The following is a 23,843-nucleotide window of genomic DNA, read 5'->3' on the forward strand; positions in this document are numbered from 1 at the left end:
AGGCTGCCTCAGCGCCGCCCCTGCAACGAGGTCAGCCGTTCGGTCCGGGCATAACCGGCTGGCCGGGCACCGGTCCACCCGTCGGCGCCGGACCGGTCGGTGCGCCCTTCCCGGTCCCGGACATGGTGGTGATCGGGGCCACCGGCACACCGGCCGGCACGGGTGCACCGACGGGGACGGGTCCGGCGATTGGCACTGGGGCCCCGACGGGCACCGGAGCGCCGATCGGCACGGGTGCGCCGACGGGAACCGGAGCGCCGATCGGGACTGGTGCGCCAACCGGTACGGGGGCGCCGATGGGGACCGGAGCGCCGACCGGGACGGGTGCGCCCACCGGTACAGGTGCGCCGACGGGGACCGGGGCGCCGACGGGCACCGGTGCCGCTACCGGCCCGGGTACCACCACCGGAGCGACCGCGGGCACGGCTGCCGCACCCACCGGTCCAGGCACCACGACGGGAGCACCGACACCGGACATACCGGTAATGGGCGCGCTCGCGGGGCCACAGTTCTCCACGGGCGTTGTTCCTGCAGCGGGTGCCGGTCCACCGGGCCCGGCTGCCGGGGCCGCCGGCCCACCGGCCGGAACTCCGCCGGCTCCAGCGGCTCCACCAGCGGCCGGAGCGCCTGCCGCGCCCGCCGCCGGGCCGCCGTACGCGCAGCATGCCGGCGCACCGCCCGCGCCTGCCGGGCCGGCGCCTGCCGCGCCAGGGGCGCCCGCGCCGGGAACTCCCGCGGGAACGCCGTCCGCTGCGCCGGCGGTGCCTGACATTCCCTGGATGCACGCGTGACCGCCGGTCTTCAGCGGCACCGCCACCGCGGTCGGGCTCAGCGACAATGCGGCGCCGCACACCCCCGCGGCGGCAGCAATTACCTTGAGGTTGAATCGATCGAAGATCGTCATCAACGTCAGCTCCTCTATTCGCGCTCCAGCAGATCCGTCTGGTCCATTCCCGATGACCGGTTCGATTGTTAGACGCCGATCCAAGACGCGAACCGCGCCGCACCGTGCCGTTTCCAAATGGTGACGTTCGGGATGGTTTAGTCCCTGCCACACGTTGTGATCGTTAAATCACGATGCGGTCACCGGTCAGGCCGCGCCACGGTTTCTGCACTGATCTAGGCTGACCACGAGCGCTTACCAGCGGACACCAGGAAAGAGGAGAGACACGTGACGGTCCGAGTTGGCATCAACGGCTTTGGTCGAATCGGACGCAACTTCTACCGGGCCCTTCTGGCTCAGCAGGAGCAGGGCACCGCCGACATCGAGGTGATCGCCGTCAACGACATCACCGACAACCACACCCTGGCGCACCTGCTGAAGTTCGACTCGATCCTCGGCCGGCTGCCCTACGAGGTGAGCCTGGAGGGCGAGGACACCATCGTGGTGGGCCCGGCCAAGATCAAGGCGCTGGAGGTCCGCGAGGGACCGGCCGCGCTGCCCTGGGGCGACCTGGGCGTCGACGTGGTGGTCGAATCCACCGGCCTGTTCACCAACGCCGCCAAGGCCAAGGGCCACCTGGACGCCGGGGCCAAGAAGGTCATCATCTCCGCCCCGGCCACCGATGAGGACATCACCATCGTGCTCGGGGTCAACGACGACAAGTACGACGGCAGCCAGAACATCATTTCCAACGCCTCGTGCACCACCAACTGCCTGGGCCCCATCGCCAAGGTCCTCAACGACGAGTTCGGCATCGTCAAAGGTCTGATGACCACCATCCACGCCTACACCCAGGACCAGAACCTGCAGGACGGCCCGCACAAGGACCTGCGCCGGGCCCGCGCCGCGGCGCTGAACATCGTGCCGACCTCCACCGGCGCAGCCAAGGCCATCGGACTGGTGCTGCCCGAACTCAAGGGCAAACTCGACGGCTACGCGCTGCGGGTGCCGATCCCGACCGGCTCGGTCACCGACCTGACCGCCGAGCTGGCCAAACCCGGCACCGCCGAGCAGATCAACGCCGCCATGAAGGCCGCCGCCGACGGGCCGATGAAGGGCATCCTGAAGTACTACGACGCCCCGATCGTCTCCAGCGACATCGTCACCGACCCGCACAGCTCGATCTTCGATTCCGGGCTGACGAAGGTCATCGACAACCAGGCCAAAGTCGTCTCCTGGTACGACAACGAATGGGGCTACTCCAACCGCCTCATCGACCTGGTCAAGCTCGTCGGCAAGTCGCTCTAGCCGTGAGCGTCCCAACTCTGGAAGACCTTCTCGCGGAAGGTGTTTCGGGTCGTGGCGTGCTGGTGCGCTCGGACCTGAACGTGCCACTGGACGATGACGGAAACATCACCGACGCCGGGCGGATCACCGCCTCGGTGCCGACGCTGAAGGCACTGCTGGAGGCCGGCGCCAAGGTGGTCGTCACCGCCCACCTGGGCCGTCCCAAGGACGGGCCCGACCCGAAGTACTCGCTGGCACCGGTCGCCGCGGCGCTCGGCGAACAACTGGGCCGGCACGTGCAGTTGGCAGGGGATGTCGTAGGCACCGACGCGTTGGCCCGCGCCGAGGGGCTCACCGACGGTGACATTCTGTTGCTGGAGAACATCCGCTTCGACAAGCGCGAGACCAGCAAGGACGACGGCGAACGCCTCGCCCTGGCCCGGCAGCTCGCCGAATTGGTCTGGCCCGGCGGAGCCTTCGTCTCCGACGGCTTCGGTGTGGTGCACCGCAAACAGGCCTCGGTGTACGACGTCGCCACGCTGTTGCCGCACTATGCGGGCACGCTGGTCGCCGACGAGATCAAGGTGCTGAAGCAGCTGACCAGTTCCACCGAGCGGCCCTACGCGGTGGTGCTGGGCGGGTCGAAGGTGTCCGACAAGCTGGGCGTGATCGAGTCGCTGGCCACCAAGGCCGACAGCATCGTGATCGGCGGCGGCATGTGCTTCACCTTCCTTGCCGCACAGGGCTATTCGGTCGGCAAGTCGCTGCTCGAAGAGGACATGGTGGACACCTGCCGCAAGCTGCTGGACACCTATCACGACGTGTTGCGGTTGCCGGTCGACATCGTGGTGACGGAGAAGTTCGAGGCCGATTCACCACCACAGACGGTGGCCGCCAACGAGATTCCGAACGACCTGATGGGCCTGGACATCGGCCCGGGCTCGGTCAAGCGGTTCACCACCCTACTGTCCAACGCCAAGACCGTGTTCTGGAACGGACCGATGGGTGTGTTCGAGTTCCCGGCCTACGCCGAGGGGACCCGCGGCGTTGCCGAGGCGATCGTCAAGGCGACCGGAAAGGGCGCGTTCAGCGTCGTCGGCGGCGGCGACTCCGCTGCGGCGGTGCGGGCTCTGAAAATTCCGGAAGACGCGTTCTCGCACATTTCCACCGGCGGCGGTGCGTCGCTGGAATACCTTGAGGGCAAATCACTTCCGGGCATCGAGGTGCTCGGGGAGCCCCAGCCGACCGGAGGTGACTCGTGAGCCGCAAGCCGTTGATCGCCGGCAACTGGAAGATGAACCTCAATCACTTCGAGGCGATCGCGCTGGTGCAGAAGATCGCATTCTCGTTGCCGGACAAGTACTTCGACAAGGTCGATGTCACGGTCATCCCACCGTTCACCGACCTGCGCAGCGTGCAGACCCTGGTCGACGGCGACAAACTGCGCCTGACCTACGGCGCACAGGACCTGTCGCAACACGACTCCGGCGCCTATACGGGTGACATCAGCGGGGCATTCCTGGCCAAGCTGGGATGCAGCTTCGTCGTGGTCGGGCACTCCGAACGCCGCACCTACCACAACGAGGACGACGCGCTGGTGGCCGCCAAAGCCGCCGCCGCGCTCAAGCACGAGCTGACCCCCATCGTCTGCGTCGGCGAGCATCTCGAGGTCCGCGAGGCCGGAAACCACGTGTCGCACAACATCGAGCAGCTGCGCGGGTCGCTGGCGGGGTTGTCAGCGGAGCAGATCGACAAGGTCGTCATCGCGTACGAACCGGTCTGGGCGATCGGCACCGGCCGGGTGGCCAGTTCGGCCGACGCTCAGGAGGTGTGCGCGGCGATCCGTAAAGAGCTTGCCGCGCTGGCCTCACCACAGATCGCCCAGTCCGTCCGGGTGCTTTACGGCGGCTCGATGAACGCCAAGAACGTCGGCGACCTGGTCGCTCAGGAGGACATTGACGGCGGTCTGGTCGGCGGCGCATCGCTGGACGGCGAGCAGTTCGCGACGCTGGCGGCGATCGCTGCCGGGGGACCGCTGCCGTAAGGGGCTGAGAGTCCCTGGGGTGGCTCGCGCCCTACGTCAGATTGCGATAAGCAACAGCAGCAGGGGAAAGACGAACACCAGGGCCAGCAATATGACCATCAACGCCACGGTGATGCCGACACCGTTGTAGCTCTGCGGTGGCGCACCGAGCGAACCGGGGCTGAACCCCCAGACCGGCGCCTTGTATTCGAGTTCGACCCAGTGCCCCGGGTAGACGTCGACCAGGGTGTCGGCCGGCCCGATCTGTGCTGGCAGCCAGTACGGCACGTGCACGTGCACCCGGTGCTGACCAGGCCGCACCGGCACCACGTTGCGACCCCACGACAACGGTGGTCCCTCGTAGCCGTCTATCAGGAGCTTGGGCTTGAACAAGGCCAGCATGAACGACAGCGGCATGAACTGGGTGGTGATCACGACGCCCTCGGCCGGCCACGACGATTGGCCCTGCTGGGCCGGCCAGCTCATGACGTGCCTAGCGGTACTTGATCAGCAGTGCCATGCCGACGATGGACACCAGCCAGATACCCACGATGAACAGGGTCAACCGGTCCAGGTTCTTCTCCACGACCGTCGACCCGGACAGGCTCGACTGCACACCACCGCCGAACAGCGTCGACAGCCCGCCACCCTTGGCGCGGTGCAGCAGCACCAGCAACACCACCAGCAGGCTGGTGACCACCAGGGTGATCTGTAGAGCCAATTCCATAACGGGCAGCCTACCGAATGCAGGCAAAAGGCTCGCGACCGGCAAGCGATGGGGCGGCACCCGTGCCCAAATGGCCGACGCCAAATAGCCGACGCCCAAATAGCCGACGCCCAAATAGCCGACTCGAAGGTCTGCACCGATACTTAGACGCATGGTTGACGTGACCGATACCGCCCTGGACCCGATCGGCGACGTCCATCGCACCAAACTGGGGCGCGAGGCGACCGAGCCGATGCGCGCCGACATCAGGATGCTGGGCGCCATCCTCGGTGACACCGTGCGCGAGCAGAACGGCGAAGAGGTGTTCGACCTCGTCGAACGCGCACGGGTGGAATCGTTTCGGGTGCGGCGATCGGAGATCGACCGCAACGAGGTCTCACGCATGTTCGACGGCATCGACATCCGCCAGGCCATCCCGGTCATCCGGGCCTTCACCCATTTCGCGTTGCTGGCCAACGTCGCCGAGGACATCCACCGCGAACGGCGCCGCAGCATCCACGTCGCCGCCGGTGAGCCGCCACAGGACAGCAGCCTGGCCGCCACCTACGCGAAACTCGACTCGAAGAAAGAGTCGGGCGAACTCGACTCGGCGACCGTGGCCGAAGCCCTCGAGGGCGCGCTGGTCGCCCCGGTGATCACCGCCCACCCCACCGAGACCAGGCGCCGCACCGTCTTCGTCACCCAACACCGGATCACCGAGCTGATGCGGCTGCATGCCGAGGGCCACATCCAGACCGACAGCGGGCGCAGCATCGAAACCGAACTGCGCCGCCAGATTCTCACCCTCTGGCAGACCGCGATCATCCGGCTCTCCCGCCTGCAGATCAGCGACGAGATCGCGGCCGGCCTGCGCTATTACCCGGCCTCGTTCTTCGAGGTGATGCCCAAGGTCAACGCCGAAGTCCGGGAGGCACTGCGGGCCCGCTGGCCCGACGCCGACCTGCTGTCCGGGCCGATGCTGCAGCCGGGTTCCTGGATCGGCGGTGATCGCGACGGAAATCCCAATGTCACCGCCGACGTGGTCCGGCTGGCCACCGGCAGTGCCGCCTACACCGCACTGGCCCACTACCTCGGCGAAGTCGACCAGCTCGAGCAGGAGCTGTCGATGTCGTCGCGGCTCCTCACGATCACGCCCGAACTCGCCGAATTGGCCGAAGGGTGCCAGGACAAGGCACGGGACGACGAGCCCTACCGCCGCGCGCTGCGGGTGATCCGTTCCCGGCTGAGCGCCACGGCTGCCGACATCCTCGACGAGCAACCGCGGCACACCCTCGACCTAGGCCTGCCGGCGTACGCCACACCCGGCGAGCTGCGGGCGGACCTCGACACCATCGACGCCTCACTGCGCACCCAAGGCAGTGCGGTCCTGGCCGATGACCGGCTGGCGTTGCTGCGGGAAGCCGTGCACGTCTTCGGTTTTCACCTGTCTGCCCTCGACCTGCGGCAGAACTCCGACGTGCACGAGGAAGTCGTCGCCGAACTGCTGGCCTGGTCCGGCGTGCACCCCGACTACACCTCGTTGCCCGAAGACGAACGCGTCGAGTTGTTGGTCGCCGAACTCGGCACCCGACGCCCGCTGGTACGCGCCGGTGCCAAGCTGTCGGAGTTGGCCCGCAAAGAACTCGACATCATCGGGGCGGCGACTTACGCCATCCAAACCTACGGTCCCGCAGCGGTTCCCAACTACGTCATCTCCATGTGCCGGTCGGTGTCGGACGTGCTCGAAGCAGCCATTCTGATGAAAGAGGCCGGCCTGCTGGACGCGTCGGGAGACGAACCCTACTGCCCGGTCGGCATATCGCCGCTGTTCGAAACGATCGACGACCTGCACAACGGGGCGTCGATCCTGCAGGCGATGCTGGATCTTCCGCTCTACCGCGCCATGGTGGCCGCCCGCGGTGACATGCAGGAGGTGATGCTCGGCTACTCCGACTCCAACAAGGACGGCGGCTATATGGCCGCCAACTGGGCGGTGTACCGGGCGGAGCTCGCTCTGGTCGAAGCGGCCCGCAAGGGCGGAATCCGGTTGCGGCTCTTCCACGGTCGCGGTGGCACGGTGGGCCGCGGCGGTGGCCCCAGCTACCAGGCCATCCTGGCCCAGCCGCCGGGGGCGGTGAATGGATCGCTTCGGCTCACCGAGCAGGGTGAGGTGATCGCCGCCAAGTACGCCGAACCGCAGGCGGCCCGGCGCAACTTGGAAAGCCTGCTGGCCGCGACGCTGGAGTCGACGCTGCTCGACGTGGAAGGCCTCGGTGACGCGGCGGAGCCGGCCTATGCGGTGCTCGACGAGATCGCCACCCTGGCGCAGCGCGCCTATGCCGAACTGGTGCATGACACACCGGGTTTCGTGGAGTATTTCAAGGCCTCCACGCCGGTCAGCGAGATCGGGTCGTTGAACATCGGCAGCCGGCCGTCGTCACGCAAGCCGACCGAATCGATCTCGGACCTGCGCGCCATCCCGTGGGTGCTGGCGTGGAGCCAGTCCCGGGTGATGCTGCCCGGCTGGTACGGCACCGGTACGGCGTTCGAGCAGTGGATCACCGCGGGACCGGACAGCGAAGAGGACCGGCTCGCGGTGCTGCACGAGCTCTACCAGCGGTGGCCGTTCTTCCGCAGCGTGCTGTCCAACATGGCGCAGGTGATGGCCAAGAGCGATCTCGGGCTGGCCGCCCGCTACGCCGAGCTGGTGGACGATGAATCGTTGCGCAGCAGGGTTTTCGACAAGATCGTCGACGAGCACCACCGCACCATCGCGATGTACAAGCGCATCACCGGCCAGGAGGACCTGCTGGCCGACAACCCGGCGCTGGCACGCTCGGTGTTCAACCGGTTCCCGTACCTGGAACCGCTGAACCATCTGCAGGTGGAGTTGCTGCGCCGCTACCGCGGGGGCGAGGACGACGAACTGATGCAGCGCGGCATCCTGCTGACCATGAACGGACTCGCCAGCGCGTTACGTAACAGCGGATAACGGGCAATCCCTTCGAGCGAAGGGAGCCCCATGTCTGACCTCAAGAATGACCAAGGGCCGACGGTCACCGCCACGCAGGTAGCCCAGAACGGCGTCTTCGAGAAGTTCGCGCGCGCCGGGTTCGTGGCGAGCGGGATCCTGCACCTGATCATCGGCTACCTGGCCATCCGAATCGCGCTCGGCGACGGCGGCACCGCTGACCAGTCCGGGGCATTGGCGACGTTGGCGTCGCGCCCTGGCGGGCCCTTCGCCCTGTGGATCGCCGCTGTCGTCTTGCTGACGCTCGGGCTGTGGCGGCTCATCGAAACGGTTCTCGGCCGTGCGGCCGACCGCGACTCGCAGGACTCACCCGGCGGAATGCAACGGGCGAAGACCTTCGGCGTCGCCGTTGTCTATCTCGGGTTCGCTTACTCCACTTTCGGATTCGCCCGGGGCGCCGGAAGATCCGCCGGAGAGCAGAGCTCGACCATCAGCGCCAGGCTGATGCAGAGCACCGCCGGCACCATCGCACTGATCGCGGGCGGGATCGGCATCGTCGCGGTGGGTGGCTATCACATCTACAAAGGCGCCGGCCGCAAATTCGTCGACGACCTCAACGGCAGGTCGGGCAAGCTGGTGCGCCGACTCGGCGTGGCGGGTTACGTCGGGAAAGGGGTGGTCATCGCCACAGCGGGTGTCCTGGTGGTTGTCGCCGCATCGCGCTCCGAGCCGGACAAGGCCACCGGACTCGACGGCGCCCTCAAGACCTTGGGCGCTCAGCCCTATGGCGTAGTGCTGTTGATCGCTGCCGGCGCCGGGATCATCACCTATGGCCTGTACAGCTTTGTGCTGGCCCGCTCAACCAAGATGTAGGCGCGCTCAGGAGCTCGTGCCCTCAAAGATGTTGTCGCGCAACGGCCCGGGCGCGGCCGCGGGATCGACGAACCATTCGTGGCGGAATATCGTGCCCAAGGCCTGCGGTGGCAGTCGCAGCAGAGCCTGATAGACACGTGCGCCCAGACCGGTGCCCAGCTGCGAGCGATGAGCGGCCACCGCATCCCGCTTCTGCCGGGCCATCGCGCGGACGTCGACCCGGTGCGTGATTTCCGCCCGGGGCGCATAGGCATCGTCCAGCACCTCCTGTTCGTACGGAGGTGGCAGACGCAGCAGTCGGCACAGGTCGCTGACCCGGCGCAGCAGCTCGCGCGGCATCGTCGCCTCGAGAATCCTTGGCGTGCCAGCCAGTTCGGCGGCCCGCTTGCCGACATGATGCACCTGCACATGGTCACGGTGGCCGTACCCGCCGTTCGCCTGATAGCTCAGCAGCAGCTGCGCATCCTCGGCGCGAAGGATCGCGGCCAGGCGCTGCGCGGCCTCCTCGACGTCGGCCCGCCCGAATCGCACCCGGCCCGGCGGGTCCGGATAAAACTCCGGACCATACCCGCTGTCTGCATAGCCCAGGCATTCCGTTCGCTGCGCGCCGAGAATGCCGGTGCTCGAACGCAATTCGTCCAAGCGGGTGAGGTCGTCGTCGTTGTCTATGCGTCCGTCAGTGGCCGTGACGACGACCACCCGATGACCGGCCGCGGCCGCTTTGGCCAGGGTGCCGCCGGTCAGGATCACCTCGTCGTCGGGGTGGGCGTGGAAGGCGACGACGGTGGACATGACGTGATCGTATCGGTGTTTCGGTGAGCCCGGCCCGTCGGTGTGCCCGGCCCGTTCGTGTGTGCCAGCGTCAGCGCCTGGCCGCGTAGGTGACCGGGCAGGGCTCCGCTGCCCGTGCCACGCCGCCGATCTGAGCGGGGACCGGCCGCGGATGCGCCGGCCACCCCGCGCTCAGGTCATACTCGCGCAACAAGTGCGTCACCGCCGCCGTCATCGCAGCCAGCGAGAAGGGTTGAGCCGGACAGGAATGCCGCCCGTGGCCGAACGCCGTCACCAGCATCGGCGACGGCAGATCAGCGGGGTCGGTGAGCCGGTGCCGGGTCCACCTGTCCGGATCCCAGGTGTCCAGTCCCGGCGCCGCAGCGGTGTTTAACAACGGCAGCAGGGTGGCGATGGTCCAGCCCGGCGGAACGCGGTACGTGACGTCGCCGGTGTTGAGTTCCACCGGTGACAACACCGTCCTGCTCATGATCGAGCGCTGCGCCAGACGCGTGGACTCGAGTGCGCAGCGCTGCGCGAAGTCGTTGTCGCCGTCGCGGATTCGTGGCTGATGTTGCGGATGTTCGACCAGGTCGACCAGTGCCCAGCCGAGTGCGGCGGCCAGGTTCGACATGGACGCGATGTGAATCAGGGCGACGTCGTGTGCGATGCCGCGCGCCCGGATCTCGTCGGGCTCGGAGGCCCATGCGGCAACGATCCTGCCGAACAGGTGTCCGTCGTCAGTTGCGCGGTAGCGTTGCGCCGCGGCCGCGACCGTGTCGGTGACATCGTCCAGCGCGGCACGTTCGGCGCGTTTGTCCGAGGCGGCCACCGCCGCCATCCGGTCCGGGTGGACGAACGCATCCGAGCCGTCCAGGGTGTCGAACGCACGAACCAGCCGGTCGAAGGCCGCACCGTCGGAGCATCCCGGCCCGGCCCACGAGGCGAGCCCCATCCGGTGCCCGAGCCGGCGGGTGAGATCGAAGACGTCCACCGAGCCGGCCGTGCCCAGTTCGGTGGTCGTCTGACGTAGCGCGGTGTCCAGGTTCGCGAGATATCCGGCGACGTCGTCGCGCCGAAACAGGTTGGTGGGCAGCGTGCGTCGGCCGGCGAAGATCTCCTCAGGCAGCTTGCGGCGCAGCATCAGGAAGTCGGCGACGCCCTTGCTGGCTTTGTCTTCCGGCAGGGCGTAAAAGGACTCGACGCCGGTGGGGGAGAAGGTGAACAGGTAGCGGTCGGTGCCGCTTTCCACCGCAAACGTGTCGCCACACCGATCGCGGGCAGCGGCGATGCTGGCGACCGCATCTTCAACGGCGACATCCCACGGCAGGCCGGTACCGTCCGCGAGCGGCGGGGCGGGAACCGGGTACGTCACGGAGTCAGCGCACGCCCCGATTGCGGAGCCGGTCCATCACACCGCGCATCACGTGCTCGGTCGCGTTGATCGGCAGCATCATCGTCTCGCCCCAGCTGACGATGTTGTCCATTCGTTCCAGGATGGCCTCGACCGGTTGCAGTACCGCGAGCAGTCGCTTTGCGAGATCGTCGAGGCTGGACAGGGTCTGGTCCAGGTGGTCCAGACCCGTCTCCAACCGGGTCACGGTCGCGTCGAGCGCGGACAGCGACTTGTTAAGTTCCACCAGGGACGTGCCGAGTCCGTCCAGGACGTCCTCGACCTGCTCCACCGTCTTGTCGGCATTCAATGCCGCTTGGGTGAGCGTCTTCATTCTCTGCCGAGCTGGGGTCGGACGACCGCCGCTTCTGTCTGCCATGAAGGTCATTATTACCCGCTTGACACCGGGGATACAGCCCCGTCAGCAGCCGGGCCGTGTCAACGGGAAAGTTTGCCCGCTGCGCCCTCGTCGAGCAGCCAGCGGGTGATCTCGCGACCGATGGCCCCGGCGGCCGGTAGCGAGACCGGATCCGCACCGCCGACGGCCGCCGCCACCGCATCGGCCTTGCCCTCGCCCGACACCAGCAGCCACACCTCGCGGGAACGCTGAATCGCGGGCAAGGTCAACGTGATTCGTTGCGGCGGAGGCTTGGGGGAGTCGTCCACCGCGACCACCAGACGGCTGGTCTCGCGCACCGCGGCAGTGTCGGGGAACAGCGAGTTGACGTGCCCTTCGGGCCCCATGCCGAGCAGATGGACATCGAAACTGGGCGCTTGTTCGCCGGGGCCGGCATTGGCTGCCAGGATCTGCTCGTACGCCAGGGCCGCCGCCTCGAGGTCGGAGCCGAATTCGCCGTCGCTGGCCGCCATTGGGTGCACCTGGCTGGCGGGGATGTCGATGTGGTCGAGCAGGGCTTCACGGGTTTGCTTTTCATTGCGCTCGTCGTCGTCTTCGGGGACGTAGCGTTCGTCCCCCCAGAACAGGTGCACCGTGGACCAGTCGACCGGATGCGAAGCGAGTGCGCGCAGCAGGGCGACGCCGTTGCCGCCGCCGGTCAGCGCGATCAGGGCTCGTCCCCGGGCCGCCGACGCGGCAACGATGGTGTCGACCAGTCGCTGCGCCGCAGCCCGCGCCAGACCCTCGCTGTCGGAAAATACTTCGATGTCAACGCTCATTGGTATTGCACCTTCTTGATGCCCTCCAGGGCCGCGTGGTAGATCTCGTCGGCGTCCAGCCGGCGCAGGTCTTCGGCCAGGCATTCACCGGTTACCCTGCGCGCCAACGGAACCAGCGCGTCGGGCTTGGCCGTGCGGCTCAGCGTCGCGGTGGTCCCGTCCTGGGGCCGGCTCAGCACGATGGTCTCGCTCTTGCGCACCAGTTCCACGGTGAGCTCGCCGACCTCACGGTGAACCGGGCCGTCGATCCGGCTGGCGAGCCAGCCCGCCAGTATGTCCAGTGCGGGTTCGGTTTCCAGGCCTGAGATCCGTGCCGACTCGATCGCCTCGTGTGGTGGCAGGTCGATCGCCGAGGTCAGCAACGCGCGCCAGTACGTGATGCGGCTCCAGGCGAGGTCGGTGTCGCCGGCGGTGTAGCCGGGCAACCGGCTCTTGATCGCAGCCAACGGGTCGACGGCGTTGGTGGCGTCGGTGATTCGGCGAATTGCCAACTTGCCCAACGGATCCTGAGCAGGCACCGCCGGAGCGTTGTCCGGCCACCAGGCCACGACCGGAATGTCGGGCAGCAGGAACGGGATGACGACGCTGGCGGCATGCCCGGCCAACGGCCCGGACAGGGACAGCACCACGACCTCGCCGGCGCCCGCGTCACCGCCCACCCGGATCTGCGCGTCCAGACGTGGTTCGTCGGCATACGCATTGCCCCGCTTGGTCACGATGATGCGGCTCGGATGTTCGTGGCTGGCGTCGTTGGCCGCCTGGATGGAATCTTCGACGACGGCGTCGCTGTCCGGCGCGATGATCAGCGTCAGGACCCGGCCCATGGTGACAACGCCGGCCATCTCGCGCATCTCGTCGAGCTTCTTATTGACCGCCGTGGTGGTGGTGTCGGGCAGTTCGACAATCATCTAGGCCACCCACTCCTGCATCGTCGCAGTGCCGATCATGGCCGCCGCCATTCCCGGCCAGTGCGCCGCAGCATCTCGAACGCCGACTCGGGCCCCCAGGTGCCCGCCTCGTACGGATCCGGCTTGCCGTGCGACGCCCAGTTGTCCAGAGCGGGATCGAGTATCTCCCAAGCCAATTCGACCTCTTCGTTAACTGGGAACAGAGACGGCTCACCGAGCAGCACGTCGAGGATCAGCCGCTCGTAGGCCTCCGGCGATTCCTCGGCGAACGCTGAGCCGTAGGAGAAGTCCATGTTGACGTCGCGGACTTCCATTGCGGTGCCGGGCACTTTCGAACCGAACCGCAGTGTGATGCCCTCGTCGGGCTGCACCCGGATGACCATGGCGTTGGTGCCGAGCTCATCGGTCATGGTGGCGTCGAACGGCAGGTGCGGTGCCCGCTTGAAGACCAGCGCGATCTCGGTGACCCTGCGGCCCAACCGTTTTCCGGTCCGCAGATAGAACGGCACCCCGGCCCAGCGTCGCGTATCGACCTCGAGGGTGATAGCGGCGAACGTCTCGGTGACGGAGTCCTTGGCGAACCCCTCTTCATCCAGCAGCCCGACCACCTTCTCACCGCCCTGCCAGCCGGCGGTGTACTGGCCACGGCTGGTGGTCTCGTCGAGCGGCTGCGCGAGCTGCGTCGCCGAGAGCACCTTGATCTTCTCCGTCTGCAACGCCTTCGGGGTGAAGCTGACCGGTTCTTCCATCGCGGTCAGCGCCAGCAGTTGCATCAAGTGGTTCTGGATCACGTCGCGGGCGGCGCCGATGCCGTCGTAGTAGCCCGCCCGTCCACCGAGGCCGATGTCCTCGGCCATGGTGATCTGGACATGGTCGACGTAGTGGGAGTTCCAGATCGGATCGAACAACTGGTTGGCGAAGCGCAGCGCCAGGATGTTTTGGACCGTCTCTTTGCCCAGGTAGTGGTCGATGCGGAACACCGACTCCTCCGGAAAGACCGAGTTGACGGTCTTATTGAGGTCCTGCGCGCTCTTCAGGTCGTGGCCGAACGGCTTCTCGATCACGACCCGGCTCCACCGATTGCCTTGCGGGCGAGCCAATCCCGACTTCTCCAGCTGTTCGCAGACCTGCGGGAACGATTTGGGCGGGATGGCCAGGTAGAACGCGTGGTTTCCACCGGTACCGCGTTCGGCGTCCAGCTTCTCCAGCGTCTCGGCCAAGCGCTGGAACGCGTCGTCATCGTCGAAAGCGCCTGGGACGAAACGAAATCCCTCGGCCAGCCGATCCCAATTCTCCTGGCGGAACGGAGTCCGGCAGTGTTCCTTGACGGCGTCGTGGACCACCTCGCCGAAATCCTCGGTGTCCCAGTCCCGTCGGGCGAATCCCACCAGCGAGAAGGTGGGCGGCAGCAGTCCGCGGTTGGCCAGATCGTAAATCGCCGGCATCACCTTCTTGCGGGCCAGGTCGCCGGTGACCCCGAAAATCACCATGCCGCACGGCCCGGCGATTCGGGGCAGCCGCTTATCCAGCTTGTCCCGCAACGGGTTCTGCCACGCTGCGCCGCCGGCTGTGTTCATCGGCGCCGTTCTCTCTCGTGAGCGGGCGGGGTTACCTCCCACTTGTAGGGGCGTGCCCCCACCTCATCGCGACGGTTCGCGTCGTCGCAGGCGCGACTCATTTGTCGGCGGAGTCGAGCTGCGCCTGCGTCTCCTTGAGCAACTCGCTCCAGGATTCCTCGAACTTCTGTACGCCTTCGTTTTCGAGGACCAGGAATACGTCGGTCAAGTCGATCCCGATCGCATCGAGCTTGTCGAACACCCCTTGGGCCTCGGACGCGGTGCCGGTGATGGTGTCGCCGTGGATGGTGCCATGATCGGCGACGGCGTCAATTGTCTTCTCCGGCATGGTGTTCACCGTGTTCGCCGCGACCAACTCGGTGACGTAAAGGGTGTCGGAGTAGTCCGGGTTCTTGACGCCGGTCGACGCCCACAGCGGCCGCTGCACCCGGGCTCCGTCCGCCTGCAGCGCCTGGAATCGCTCGCCGCCCTCGAAGACTTCCTGGTAGGCCGCGTACGCCAGTCGGGCGTTGGCGACGGCTGCCTGGCCGAGGAGGGCACGGGCGTCGTCCGAATCAATCTTCTCCAGCCGCTTGTCGATCTCCGTGTCCACGCGGGAGACGAAAAACGATGCCACCGAATGGATTTTGGACAGGTCATGGCCCGCTTGCTTGGCCTTCTCCAATCCCTCCAGGTAAGCGCCCATCACCGCGCGGTAGCGCTCGACGGAGAAGATCAGCGTGACGTTGACCGAAATGCCTTCCGCCAGAGTCGTTGCGATCGCGGGGATGCCTTCTTCGGTGGCGGGGATCTTGATCAGCAGGTTGGGCCGGTCGACGATCTTCCACAGTTCAACGGCTTGCTCGGTGGTCTTATCGGTGTCGTGGGCCATCCGCGGATCGACCTCGATCGATACCCGGCCGTCGACTCCGTCGGAGGATTCCCACTGCGGCCGCAACACATCACACGCGTTGCGGACGTCGTCGGTGGTGACGGTGCGGATGGTCGCGTCGACGTCGGCGCCGCGCTCGGCGAGCTCGGCGATCTGGTCGTCGTAGGTATCGCTGTCGGCCAACGCCTTCTGGAAGATCGACGGGTTGGTGGTCACCCCGACGACGGACTTGGTGTCGATCAACTCCTGGAGGTTGCCCGACTTGATCCGGTCGCGGGACAGGTCGTCGAGCCAGACGGATACGCCCGCCTCGCTCAGCGCGGCGAGATTGGGATTCTGGGTCATCTGATCACCTTTTCTCAGTTATCCAGTGCTTCTTCCGCAGCGGCAGCGACGGCTTCGGCGGTGAAGCCGTACTCGCGGAACAGCGTCTTGTAATCGGCGGATTCCCCGAAATGCTCGATCGACACGATCTTGCCGGTGTCGCCGACCAGCTTGTGCCACGACTGCGCGACACCGGCCTCGACGGCGACCCGCGCCGACACCGAGGGGGGCAACACGCTGTCCCGGTAATCCGAGGGCTGCGACTCGAACCACTCCACACACGGCATCGACACGACGCGCGCGAGAATGTCCTTGTCCGCCAACAACTTCTTTGCCTCGACGGCGAGCTGCACCTCGGAGCCGGTGGCGATCAGCACCACGTCGGGCTCGTCATCGCCTTCGGTGCCGCCCAGCACGTAGCCACCGCGCGCCACGCCGTCCAGGTCCGTGCCTTCCAGCACCGGCACGTTCTGGCGGGTGAGGATCAGGCCGACCGGCCCGCTGCCGTTGCCGCGGGCCAGAACCGTGCGCCAGGCATACGCCGTTTCATTGGCGTCGGCGGGTCGCACCACCGATAGATTCGGGATGGCCCGCAGCGCCGAGAGATGTTCGATCGGCTGGTGCGTCGGGCCGTCCTCACCCAGGCCCACCGAGTCGTGCGTCCACACATAAATGGTGTCGATATCCATCAACGACGCCAACCGCACCGCCGGCCGCATGTAGTCCGAGAACTGCAGGAACGTGCCGCCGTAAGCCCGGGTCGGGCCGTGCAGCACGATGCCGGACAGGATGGCGCCCATCGCGTGCTCGCGGACCCCGAAGTGCAGCGTCCGGCCGTACCAGGACGCGGTGTAGTCCTTGGTCGAGATCGAGGGCGGACCGAAGGACTCGGCGCCCTTGATGGTGGTGTTGTTGCTGCCGGCCAGGTCGGCCGAACCGCCCCACAACTCGGGCAGCTTGGGTCCCACCGCGTTCAGCACCTCGTTGGACGCCTTCCGGGTGGCGACCGCGTCGTCGCCCGGTTCCCAGCGAGGCAGGTCCGCGTCCCAGCCGTCGGGCAACTCCTCGGCGGTCAGCCGGTCCAGCAGCGCCTTGCGCTCGGGCTCACGCTCGGCCCAGGCGTCGAAGTCGGTCTGCCATTTGGCGTGCGCTTCCTTGCCGCGATCCACCAGCTTGCGGGTGTGAGCGATGACCTCGTCGCGGACCTCGAACGTCTTGTCCGGGTCGAAGCCGAGGATCTTCTTGGTGGCCGCCACCTCGTCGTCACCGAGCGCGGCGCCGTGCGCCTTGCCGGTGTTCATCAGGTTCGGTGCCGGGAAGCCGATAATGGTGCGCAGCGAGATGAACGACGGCCGGCCGGTTTCGGCCTTCGCGTTCGCGATCGCCTCCTCGATGCCGACGACGTTCTCGCCGCCCTCCACTTCCTGGACGTGCCATCCGTACGCGCGGTAGCGCTCAGCGGTGTCCTCGCACAGCGCGATGTTGGTGTCGTCCTCGATGGAGATCTGGTTGCGGTCGTAGAACACGATGAGGTTGCCCAGCTGCTGCACCCCGGCCAACGACGACGCTTCGGACGTCACACCTTCCTCGATGTCCCCGTCGGAGGCGATGACGTAGATGAAGTGGTCGAACGGGCTGGTGCCGGGTTCGGCGTCCGGGTCGAAGAGACCGCGCTCGTAGCGTGACGCCATCGCCATCCCGACCGCTGAAGCCAATCCCTGGCCCAGTGGCCCGGTGGTGATCTCGACGCCGGCGGTGTGCCGGAACTCCGGGTGCCCGGGCGTCTTGGACTTCCACGTGCGCAGCGCCTCGATGTCTTCGAGCTCCAGACCGAACCCGCCCAGGTAAAGCTGCAGATACAGGGTCAGACTGCTGTGGCCCGCTGACAGGACGAACCGGTCGCGACCCAGCCAGTGCACGTCGCTGGGGTCGTGGCGCATCGCACGCTGAAACAGCGTGTACGCCAATGGCGCCAGGCTCATCGCCGTTCCGGGGTGACCGTTGCCGACTTTCTGGACGGCGTCGGCGGCCAGTACCCGGACCGTGTCGACCGCAGCCGAATCGATCTCGGTCCAGTCGTCGGGGTGGTGCGGGCGGGTGAGCTCGGAGATCTCTTCAAGTGTGGTCATTCAGTCCTCAGTCCTGGGGTCATCAAACTGATCAATCCCACCCTAGTGCGGGATTGCTGGCGCATGCAGGCCCAGATTGCGTGTACCCGCCGAAGCCTGTGTGAAAATATCGTGTCGCGGGTTGGTGGCTTTCATCAGCGCCGCGGAGGGCGGATAGGTCGAGAAATTTCGGGTAGATCGACCCTGCGGGGCTGTGGCCGTGCTGGCGCGGTCTACCATCATGCGTAGTAGAAGCTGCGCGCGGCTGCGATTTCCCGAGGAGTTAATGCGTGAGCGTTCGCGGGCGCCCAGAAATTCGCCCAGAAATCGAGGCGCCGGGCCGGACTTCCGGCCGGATCACCGGCACCCTTCTGGCATATCTGGCGTTGACCAAACCTCGGGTGATCGAGTTGCTGCTGGTCACCGCGATACCGGCGATGCTGCTGGCGCACCGCGGCTCGGTTAACCCGCTGCTGATCCTCAACACGCTGGTCGGCGGCATGATGGCGGCCGGCGGCGCCAACACGCTGAACTGCGTGGCCGACGCCGATATCGACAAGGTGATGAAGCGGACCGCTCGACGGCCGCTGGCCCGGGCCGCGGTGCCGACCCGCAACGCGTTGATCTTCGGCCTCGCGTTGAGCGTCGGGTCGTTCTGCTGGCTGTGGTGGACCACCAACCTGCTCTCGGGTCTGTTGGCGGTGGCCACCATCGCGTTCTATGTGTTCGTTTACACGCTGCTGCTCAAGCGGCGCACCGCGCAGAACGTGGTGTGGGGCGGCGCGGCCGGCTGTATGCCGGTGATGATCGGATGGTCGGCCGTGACCGGGACCATCGGCTGGCCCGCACTGGCCATGTTCGCGATCATCTTCTTCTGGACTCCGCCGCACACCTGGGCCCTGGCCATGCGGTACAAGGAGGACTACAAAGTCGCCGGCGTGCCGATGCTGCCCGCGGTGGCGACGGAGCGTCAGGTCACCAAGCAGATCGTGATCTACACCTGGTTGACGGTGCTGGCGACGTTCGTTCTGGCTCTGGCAGCCGGCTGGCTCTATGCCGCGGTGGCCGTGGTGGCCGGAGTGTGGTTCCTCGCGATGGCCCACCAGCTGTACGCGGGTGTGCGGGCGGGGGAGCCGGTGAAGCCGCTGCGGCTGTTCCTGCAGTCCAACAACTACCTGGCATTGGTGTTCTGCGCGCTGGCCGTCGACTCGGCGATCGCGCTGCCCACCCTGTTCTGAGGCTTGCGCCGCGCCGGATTCGGCGCAGCGCCCCGCGGCCCAGCCTCGCCCCCGTGCGCCGCGGCGCAGCCTCGCCCCCGTGCCGACTGTGAATTTCACGACGGGACACGCCGCGGGGCCGTCGTGCATTTCACTCTCGACGGGTCGTGCCGCCTGATCCAGAACCAGCCCGATTCAAACCCCGCCAGTGTGCGGCCCGAGGCCGGGCCGCGCCCGGAATGGGCTGTCTGTCAACGCTTTTCAGTCGGCAGGGAACGACGTCTCATGCCCGCCGTCCAGCATCCTCCATTTGCGATACCGCCCGTCGCGATATCGAATCTCGTTGTACCCGACGACGAGAGGAGAGTCCGGCATGACGTTCTGCGTCGTACCCACAAGGCCGTGCACCTCCTGTGCGGCTACCGGGTATTCGCCCAGCAGCGGCTGACGATGACCGCCCCGATCTGGATGGCCTGGCCTCCAGAGGTGCATTCGGCGTCGCTGAGCAGCGGACCGGGTACCGGCGCGCTACTGGCCGCGGCCCAGGAATGGAACGCGCTCGGCATCGAATATGCCTCAGCCGCAGACGAACTCGCCACCATCCTGACCTCCGTGCGGGCGTCCTGGCAGGGTTCGAGCGCGCAAGAATATGCCGCCGCGCACGTGCCGTACCTGCAGTGGCTGACGGCGACCGCCGCCAAAAGTGTCGCAACGGCCCTGCAGCATGAGGCGGCCGCGGCCGCCTACACCGCCGCGCTGGCGGCCATGCCGACGCTGCTCGAGTTGGCCGCCAATCACGCCGTACACGGCGTGCTGGTGGCAACGAATTTCTTCGGCATCAACACCATTCCGATCGCTGTCAACGAAGCCGACTACGTCCGCATGTGGATCCAGGCCGCCGCCGCGATGACGGGTTACGAAGCCGTGGCCGGCGCCGCGGTGGCCTCGGTCCCCCCGGACCAGCCCGCGCCCCAGATTCTGAATCCGGCCGCTGCTGCCGCAGACCCGCTGCAACAGGCCCAGCAGATTCCGCAGCAGATCTTCCAGTTCGCGCTGCGGCTCATCGGGATCAATTGGGACCCGGCCGTCGGCACCCTCAACGGAATCCCCTACGCGTCCTACACCGTGCCGGGTCAACCGGGTTATTGGATCTCCCGGCTGTTCCTGTTCGCCCAGGACTTCCAGGGTCTGCAGGACTGGATCCAGTTGTTGTTGACCAATCCGGTGGCGGCGCTGCAATCCCTCGGCGGTATCACCCCGGCGCAGATCATCGTCTACCTGGTCGCCCATCCGGTGCTGGCGGCGGCGATCGCCTCGTCGCCGCTGTGGTCAACGCTCGCGGCGTTGCCCGCGGTGGCGGCTACCGCCAGCGTGGCGGCACTGGCCGCGCTGGCCGCCATACCCGCCCCCGCGCCCGTCGTCGCGCCGGTCCTCGCGCCGGTCGCCGCCGCAACCGCGGTCCCGGCAGGTTTCGCCCCGGCGCTGGCCGGTTCGGTGTCACCGGCAGTACCGGCCGGTGCCCCCGTGACGACGGTGAGCACGGTGAGTGCACCGCCACCATCACCGCCCGCTCCGGCCGGTCACGCGTTTCTGCCCTACGCCATGGGCCCCGGCTCCGGCCCCGGCGTCGGGCCGGTGCACCGCGGCACCGGCAATGCAAGCGCCCGCGCCAAGGCGCCCGAGCCGGACAGCGCGGCGGCAGCGGCAGCGGCAGGGGCACGCAGACAGGCACGCAGACGGCGGCAGCAGGGCGAACCGCAGCGCGGCTATGCCGATGAATTCGCCGATATAGCAACAGATTCCGGCCCGGAAATCGGAGCGTCCGATCGGGGCGCCGGATCACTCGGATTCGCCGGGACCGTCCCGCAAGCCACGGCTCAACCCGCCGGACTGATCACCCTGGCCGGCGACCCGTTCGGTGGCGGACCGACACTGCCGATGATCCCGACCACGTGGGACGCCGATCAGCCCGAGGAGCTTTAGGGCAGCAATACGACGGAGCCGGTGGTCTTACGGCCCTCCAGGTCGGTGTGGGCGCGGGTGGCTTCGGCCAGCGGATAACTGCGGCCGACCTCGACGCGGACGGCCCCGCTGCCGATCACGTCGAACAGCTCGGCGGCGCGCGAGCTGAACTCCTCGCCGGTGCGGATGAAGTGAGCCAGCGACGGGCGGGTGAGGTACACCGATCCGGCGTAGTTCAGCTGCTGCGGATCGAACGGCGGAACCGGTCCGCTGGCCGCGCCGAACAGGGCCAGCGTCCCGTGGTTGGCCAGGCTGGCCAAGCTGGCGGCGAAGGTGCTGGCGCCAACCCCGTCGTACACCACGGCAACTCCGGCGCCGTCGGTAAGCCCGCGAATCTGCTGGCCGAACTGGTAAGCATCAGCGGGGTAAGGAAGCACCTCGGCGGCGCCCGCCTCCCTGGACAGCCGCTCCTTCTCCGGTGTCGACACCGTGGTGATAACCCGCGCCCCCAGGTGCGTTGCCCACTGCGTCAGAATCAGACCGACGCCCCCGGCGCCGGCATGCACCAGCACAGCGTCTCCGCTTCGCACCGGATACACCGACTTCAACAGATACTGCGCCGTCAAACCTTTCAGCAGCGCCGACGCGGCCACCTCCGAGCTGATGTCGTCGGGCACCTTGGCGGTCAAAAATGCGGGCGCAGTGCAAAATTCGGCATAGGAGCCGTTGGCTGAGGCACTCACCACCCGGTCGCCGACGTTGATGTCGCCCCCGGTGTCCGGGCCTACCGCGCTCACCGTCCCGCACACCTCGGAACCCAGGACGAACGGAAGCGGGCGAGGGTACTGCCCGGAGCGGAAGTAAGTGTCGATGAAGTTGACGCCGATGGCTTCGGAACGGATCAGCAGCTCGCCGGGGCCCGGCTCGGGTTGGGAAACGTCGTTGTAGCTCAGGACTTCGGGGCCGCCGGTTTCGCTGACTTCGATCGCATGCATGCCGATATCATGCCCGGGCATGAAGTTAGCCCGACCGGACACCTTCCATCCGCGCATCGTATTGGCGGGTGGTGCGCAGCATGCCGCGGGCGACGACGCCGGGCTGGTGGCCGCTCTGCGCACCCGCGGTCTGCACGCACGCTGGTTGCCCTGGGACGACCCGGGCACTTCCGACGCGCACCTGGTGATTCTGCGCGACGCCGGCGACTACGCGGGGCGACTCGACGAATTTCTGACGTGGACCGGCCGCGTGCAAAATCTGCTCAACCCTGCGCCCGTCATCGCCTGGAACGCCGAGCGCGGTTACCTGGACGAGTTGGCACAGCAGGGGATACCCACCGTGCCGGGCCAGGTCTGCGAGCCGGGGGAGTCCGTCCGGCTACCGTCTGACGGCCCCGTCTACGTCGGCGCCATCCGCGGCGCCGGCCTGAGGCGGTTCACCGACCGGTTGGACGCGCAGGCGTACATCAAGGAGCGCCGCGAGAGCGTCTTCATCCAGTCCGACTCCGCGCCAGAAACCGTGCTCATCTTCATCGGCGGCAAACCGTCGCACGCGTTCACCGTGCAGGACGGCGGCCTCCACCAGGGCGAGGCGGATTTCGAGCTCTGGGATGTGGGAGCGGCCGCGCTGCACGTTGTCCCTGGTGAGTCGCTCTATGCGCGGGCCCACCTGGCCGGGGCGCGCCTGCTGGAATTGCAGTTGGTGGATCCGTCGCTGGGGTGGCTGCGACTGGACGCCGAAACCCGTGGCTCGGCTCAGCGCGAGTTCGCGCTGGCCGTCGAGTCAGCTCTGGAGCGCCTCGGGCTCGGCCCGTTCTCGCATCGACGCCCATAGCGCTGCGGTGGCCGCGGTGCAGGCCGCCGCCCCGGCGACGTGCAGCGCGACCAGCACGGCGGGCACCCCGGTGTAGTACTGAGCGGTGCCGACGCCGGCCTGGGCGATGACGAGGGCGACCAGCACGCCCAGCCGCCGCATCACCGCGCTTTGCGCCCGGACCGCCCACAGCCCGAAGCCCAGGCCGATCAGCAGCGACAGGTAGGAGACCAGCAGCGACGAGTGCGCGTGCACCAGGGTGTTGATCTCGACCTTGAGCCGCGGCACCGTCCGGCTCGGGCTCTTGTCGCCGGCGTGTGGCCCGGCCGCGGTCACCAGCGTGCCGGTAACCAGCAGCACGGCCAGGTTCATCGCGCTCAGAGCGGTCAACAAGCGCAACGGCCTGGCGACCCTTTGGTGCACCTCGCCGTCGTCGGGCTCGCCGACCTTGACGAAGAGCAGCACAGACAGCCACACCATCGTCATCGACGCCAGCAGGTGAATCGCCACCGTCCACCACAGCAGCCCCGTGCGCACCGTGATGCCGCCGATGACGGCCTGCACGACGGTCGAGGCGGGCATCAGCCAGGCGTAGATCAACACCTCTCTGCGCCGGCGTGCCCGGGTCACCGCCAGCACGGCCATCGCGGCGGTGATGACCACCGCGAAGGTGATCATCCGGTTGCCGAATTCGACGGCCTGGTGGATGCGTGGCACTTCGGACACCGCGACCGGGGTGAAGCTGCCCGGGAAGCACTGGGGCCAGGTGGGGCAGCCCAGGCCGGAGGCGGTGACGCGCACGATGGCCCCGGTGACCGCGATCCCGCCCTGGGTGAGGATGACGAGGGCGGCAATGACGCGCTGGACACGCAGGCTGGGGTTGGGGAGCAGATCCACCAACCGCATCAGCGCTCGTCCGACGGCCACCGCCCGATGGTAACGACCACTACGTCACGTAGTAGAACCGGGTTTTGCGTTGACTCT

General features: G+C 67.4%; 21 protein-coding genes. 8 read left to right on the top strand and 13 right to left on the bottom strand.

The window, feature by feature from the left end; all coding sequences use genetic code 11:
- Positions 1–31: 31 nt before the first annotated feature.
- Entirely contained in the window at positions 32–772 is a 741-nt protein-coding gene (locus C0J29_RS12735; protein WP_420872768.1) for a beta-xylosidase, read from the bottom strand.
- Positions 773–1,171: 399 nt separating this feature from the next.
- Here C0J29_RS12735 and gap point away from each other — a divergent pair, with 399 nt between their 5' ends.
- From gap to tpiA, 3 genes are read left to right on the top strand one after another with little or no spacing between them, the layout of a single operon-like run.
- Positions 1,172–2,191, top strand: a complete 1,020-nt coding sequence (gene gap / locus C0J29_RS12740) for a type I glyceraldehyde-3-phosphate dehydrogenase (RefSeq protein ID WP_065162553.1) — start codon at positions 1,172–1,174, stop codon at positions 2,189–2,191.
- A 2-nt stretch (positions 2,192–2,193) separates the two neighbouring features.
- Complete coding sequence (locus tag C0J29_RS12745; RefSeq protein ID WP_065162554.1) at positions 2,194–3,432, top strand: phosphoglycerate kinase; 1,239 nt, start codon at positions 2,194–2,196, stop codon at positions 3,430–3,432.
- Positions 3,429–4,214 carry a triose-phosphate isomerase gene (tpiA, locus tag C0J29_RS12750; RefSeq protein WP_120792534.1) on the top strand — a complete coding sequence of 262 codons (786 nt, stop codon included), beginning with the start codon at positions 3,429–3,431 and terminating at the stop codon, positions 4,212–4,214. The genes C0J29_RS12745 and tpiA overlap by 4 nt, the downstream gene beginning before the upstream one ends.
- A 36-nt stretch (positions 4,215–4,250) precedes the next feature.
- Here tpiA and C0J29_RS12755 read toward each other — a convergent pair whose 3' ends face one another.
- Both C0J29_RS12755 and secG read right to left on the bottom strand, forming a co-directional pair.
- A complete protein-coding gene (locus tag C0J29_RS12755; protein ID WP_231513201.1) occupies positions 4,251–4,679 on the bottom strand; it encodes a hypothetical protein in 429 nt (142 codons plus the stop codon).
- Positions 4,680–4,686: 7 nt separating this feature from the next.
- Entirely contained in the window at positions 4,687–4,920 is a 234-nt protein-coding gene (gene secG, locus C0J29_RS12760; RefSeq protein ID WP_055579472.1) for a preprotein translocase subunit SecG, read from the bottom strand.
- Between the two features lie 151 nt (positions 4,921–5,071).
- On the opposite strand from secG, the gene ppc reads away from it, so the two are divergent.
- On the top strand, positions 5,072–7,891 hold the full coding sequence (gene ppc, locus C0J29_RS12765; protein WP_120792535.1) for a phosphoenolpyruvate carboxylase: 2,820 nt from the start codon (positions 5,072–5,074) through the stop codon (positions 7,889–7,891).
- A gap of 30 nt (positions 7,892–7,921) precedes the next feature.
- A complete protein-coding gene (locus C0J29_RS12770; protein WP_120792536.1) occupies positions 7,922–8,743 on the top strand; it encodes a DUF1206 domain-containing protein in 822 nt (273 codons plus the stop codon).
- Between the two features lie 6 nt (positions 8,744–8,749).
- Here C0J29_RS12770 and C0J29_RS12775 read toward each other — a convergent pair whose 3' ends face one another.
- From C0J29_RS12775 to tkt, 8 genes are all read right to left on the bottom strand, one after another.
- Complete coding sequence (locus tag C0J29_RS12775; protein ID WP_120792537.1) at positions 8,750–9,535, bottom strand: PIG-L deacetylase family protein; 786 nt, start codon at positions 9,533–9,535, stop codon at positions 8,750–8,752.
- Positions 9,536–9,605: 70 nt separating this feature from the next.
- Positions 9,606–10,889: a cytochrome P450 gene (locus tag C0J29_RS12780; protein WP_231513202.1), complete on the bottom strand. Its 1,284-nt coding sequence runs from the start codon at positions 10,887–10,889 to the stop codon at positions 9,606–9,608.
- 4 nt (positions 10,890–10,893) lie between these two features.
- On the bottom strand, positions 10,894–11,295 hold the full coding sequence (locus C0J29_RS12785; RefSeq protein ID WP_065162559.1) for an ATPase: 402 nt from the start codon (positions 11,293–11,295) through the stop codon (positions 10,894–10,896).
- A gap of 50 nt (positions 11,296–11,345) precedes the next feature.
- Positions 11,346–12,083, bottom strand: a complete 738-nt coding sequence (gene pgl, locus C0J29_RS12790; protein ID WP_065162560.1) for a 6-phosphogluconolactonase — start codon at positions 12,081–12,083, stop codon at positions 11,346–11,348.
- Positions 12,080–12,991, bottom strand: coding sequence for a glucose-6-phosphate dehydrogenase assembly protein OpcA (gene opcA / locus C0J29_RS12795; RefSeq protein ID WP_065046765.1), 912 nt, complete (start codon positions 12,989–12,991; stop codon positions 12,080–12,082). The genes pgl and opcA overlap by 4 nt, the downstream gene beginning before the upstream one ends.
- Positions 12,992–13,026: 35 nt before the next feature.
- Positions 13,027–14,568, bottom strand: a complete 1,542-nt coding sequence (gene zwf, locus C0J29_RS12800) for a glucose-6-phosphate dehydrogenase (protein ID WP_065046763.1) — start codon at positions 14,566–14,568, stop codon at positions 13,027–13,029.
- A 97-nt stretch (positions 14,569–14,665) separates the two neighbouring features.
- Positions 14,666–15,784 (bottom strand): transaldolase, encoded by a 1,119-nt coding sequence (tal, locus tag C0J29_RS12805; protein WP_120792539.1) that lies wholly within the window; start codon positions 15,782–15,784, stop codon positions 14,666–14,668.
- 14 nt (positions 15,785–15,798) lie between these two features.
- The gene (tkt, locus tag C0J29_RS12810) at positions 15,799–17,892 is read right to left on the bottom strand and encodes a transketolase (RefSeq protein WP_120792540.1); all 2,094 of its coding nucleotides are present in this window, start codon (positions 17,890–17,892) and stop codon (positions 15,799–15,801) included.
- Between the two features lie 269 nt (positions 17,893–18,161).
- Between tkt and C0J29_RS12815 the strand changes: the two genes are divergently transcribed.
- Both C0J29_RS12815 and C0J29_RS12820 read left to right on the top strand, forming a co-directional pair.
- Positions 18,162–19,109 carry a heme o synthase gene (locus tag C0J29_RS12815; protein ID WP_370530851.1) on the top strand — a complete coding sequence of 316 codons (948 nt, stop codon included), beginning with the start codon at positions 18,162–18,164 and terminating at the stop codon, positions 19,107–19,109.
- A 429-nt stretch (positions 19,110–19,538) separates the two neighbouring features.
- Entirely contained in the window at positions 19,539–21,071 is a 1,533-nt protein-coding gene (locus C0J29_RS12820; RefSeq protein WP_120794706.1) for a PPE family protein, read from the top strand.
- Here C0J29_RS12820 and C0J29_RS12825 read toward each other — a convergent pair.
- Entirely contained in the window at positions 21,068–22,045 is a 978-nt protein-coding gene (locus C0J29_RS12825; RefSeq protein WP_120792541.1) for a quinone oxidoreductase family protein, read from the bottom strand. The genes C0J29_RS12820 and C0J29_RS12825 overlap by 4 nt on opposite strands.
- Positions 22,046–22,064: 19 nt before the next feature.
- Here C0J29_RS12825 and C0J29_RS12830 point away from each other — a divergent pair, with 19 nt between their 5' ends.
- Positions 22,065–22,880: a hypothetical protein gene (locus C0J29_RS12830; protein WP_120792542.1), complete on the top strand. Its 816-nt coding sequence runs from the start codon at positions 22,065–22,067 to the stop codon at positions 22,878–22,880.
- Here the strand turns inward: C0J29_RS12830 and C0J29_RS12835 are convergent.
- Positions 22,830–23,765, bottom strand: coding sequence for a COX15/CtaA family protein (locus tag C0J29_RS12835; RefSeq protein WP_082978185.1), 936 nt, complete (start codon positions 23,763–23,765; stop codon positions 22,830–22,832). The genes C0J29_RS12830 and C0J29_RS12835 overlap by 51 nt on opposite strands.
- Positions 23,766–23,843 lie beyond the last annotated feature (78 nt).

The sequence above is a fragment of the Mycobacterium paragordonae genome (genome assembly GCF_003614435.1).
Lineage (GTDB): Bacteria > Actinomycetota > Actinomycetes > Mycobacteriales > Mycobacteriaceae > Mycobacterium > Mycobacterium paragordonae.

Bases quoted from the DNA above. Each gene is read 5' to 3' on its own strand.
- C0J29_RS12735 (WP_420872768.1), bottom strand. From the start codon at position 772: ATGTCAGGCACCGCCGGCGCAGCGGACGGCGTTCCCGCGGGAGTTCCC.
- C0J29_RS12755 (WP_231513201.1), bottom strand. From the start codon at position 4,679: ATGAGCTGGCCGGCCCAGCAGGGCCAATCGTCGTGGCCGGCCGAGGGC.
- secG (WP_055579472.1), bottom strand. From the start codon at position 4,920: ATGGAATTGGCTCTACAGATCACCCTGGTGGTCACCAGCCTGCTGGTG.
- ppc (WP_120792535.1), top strand. From the start codon at position 5,072: ATGGTTGACGTGACCGATACCGCCCTGGACCCGATCGGCGACGTCCAT.
- C0J29_RS12770 (WP_120792536.1), top strand. From the start codon at position 7,922: ATGTCTGACCTCAAGAATGACCAAGGGCCGACGGTCACCGCCACGCAG.
- C0J29_RS12775 (WP_120792537.1), bottom strand. From the start codon at position 9,535: ATGTCCACCGTCGTCGCCTTCCACGCCCACCCCGACGACGAGGTGATC.
- C0J29_RS12785 (WP_065162559.1), bottom strand. From the start codon at position 11,295: ATGACCTTCATGGCAGACAGAAGCGGCGGTCGTCCGACCCCAGCTCGG.
- pgl (WP_065162560.1), bottom strand. From the start codon at position 12,083: ATGAGCGTTGACATCGAAGTATTTTCCGACAGCGAGGGTCTGGCGCGG.
- opcA (WP_065046765.1), bottom strand. From the start codon at position 12,991: ATGATTGTCGAACTGCCCGACACCACCACCACGGCGGTCAATAAGAAG.
- zwf (WP_065046763.1), bottom strand. From the start codon at position 14,568: ATGAACACAGCCGGCGGCGCAGCGTGGCAGAACCCGTTGCGGGACAAG.
- tal (WP_120792539.1), bottom strand. From the start codon at position 15,784: ATGACCCAGAATCCCAATCTCGCCGCGCTGAGCGAGGCGGGCGTATCC.
- tkt (WP_120792540.1), bottom strand. From the start codon at position 17,892: ATGACCACACTTGAAGAGATCTCCGAGCTCACCCGCCCGCACCACCCC.
- C0J29_RS12820 (WP_120794706.1), top strand. From the start codon at position 19,539: ATGACCGCCCCGATCTGGATGGCCTGGCCTCCAGAGGTGCATTCGGCG.
- C0J29_RS12825 (WP_120792541.1), bottom strand. From the start codon at position 22,045: ATGCATGCGATCGAAGTCAGCGAAACCGGCGGCCCCGAAGTCCTGAGC.
- C0J29_RS12830 (WP_120792542.1), top strand. From the start codon at position 22,065: ATGAAGTTAGCCCGACCGGACACCTTCCATCCGCGCATCGTATTGGCG.
- C0J29_RS12835 (WP_082978185.1), bottom strand. From the start codon at position 23,765: ATGCGGTTGGTGGATCTGCTCCCCAACCCCAGCCTGCGTGTCCAGCGC.